This is a genomic window from Paenisporosarcina sp. P5_A11, assembly GCF_056400705.1.
The window spans coordinates 1-1283 of sequence record NZ_JBFUKT010000351.1; the positions used below are offsets into that span (position 1 = coordinate 1).

Sequence of the window (1283 nt, forward strand, 5' to 3'; positions counted from 1 at the left end):
TGCTTGATCCGTGTGAATTGGTTTTACCGTCGTTTCATTTTCTAGTTCAACATCAGAAAACAAAAAGAAATCGTGAAAGATCACCACTTTATTATCTTGAATTGCTTTTATGTAATGGTCATGGATTTCTTTTGCATGTGTCGAAGAAAGCATCTCATGCAAATCGGAGTGAATGGGACTCTTTTTAAAGATGAGTCTTGCACTTTGATTGATATAAATATACTCAAATGAGTGCTCTTTTTGAATTAAAAAGAACACTAAATCTGGAGAATCTTCATATATTAAATCAAATTGTGCTTGAGTGAAGAAATGTTCCATCTAACTTCAATTCCTCTCGTTGCTAGACCATCCATCTTTAATACTTTGTTGAGCTTGTTTTTCTAATTCTTTATATTCTGCAATCTCAGTTTCATGGAGCTCAATCGAATTACAGAAAAATTCACCATCATCTGATAATTTTCCTGAATATGTAGCGAAAAACGTTGCATTCCCAATAAGCGATAAATGAACTTTCTCATCACTTTGTTCAATAATGCATTTAACAAAACCGCCTGGATTGTACACCTTCACTTCGCCAAAAGGCATGAGTTTAATAATTGCAGAAACTAACGCTGAAGCGGTCATAGCAGTACCACAAGCATTAGTGAAACCTACCCCTCTTTCGAAAGTTCTAACGAAAATACTTGTCTCATCAACGGGATGAACAAAACTGACATTTACACCATCAGGAAAATAATCATTTTCTCTATTAAAAGAACTAGCAAGCTGTTTCTGAAACTGTGATTGTTCAATATATTGAATTGGGACTATACCAATTAAGTGAGGATTTGGAACTGACACAGCAGTAAAGTGAATATCAGTGGCAAATTCGGGTATTACCTCATTCATAAGCGTTTTGATATTTCCATATTTCATTGGGAGTGAGGTTAAGTCAAACGAAACGGGAGAAATTTCGACCGCGTATGTTTCTATGCCCTTAAACATAGGGTCTACTTTTTGCACTGTAAGTACGGCTTTCATCGTTTCTATTGTTCCTTTTGATTGTCCCAGTTTAGTTAAGACATATCGTGCTACACATCTTAAGCCGTTACCACACATGGAGGCTTCTGAACCATCCGAATTATAGACACGCATTTTCGCATCAGCTTTTGCAGATTGTGAAATAATTAATAACCCATCCGCGCCATTATCATTAGAAGGGTCGCACATTTTTTGTGCAGTTAATGGCCAATTGTATGCCATGTTTGGCAGTTCTTCATGCAGATAAAATGTATTGCCAGAAC

Annotated in this window: 2 protein-coding genes; both read right to left on the reverse strand. The window is 36.2% G+C overall.

What is annotated here, in order from left to right:
• A partial coding sequence (locus AC1DOS_RS20160; protein WP_477538915.1) for a PAS domain-containing protein occupies positions 1 to 318 on the reverse strand: 318 nt, incomplete at its 3' end.
• Between the two features lie 6 nt (positions 319 to 324).
• On the reverse strand, positions 325 to 1283 hold a 959-nt coding region (gene dapF / locus AC1DOS_RS20165), incomplete at its 5' end, for a diaminopimelate epimerase (protein ID WP_477538916.1).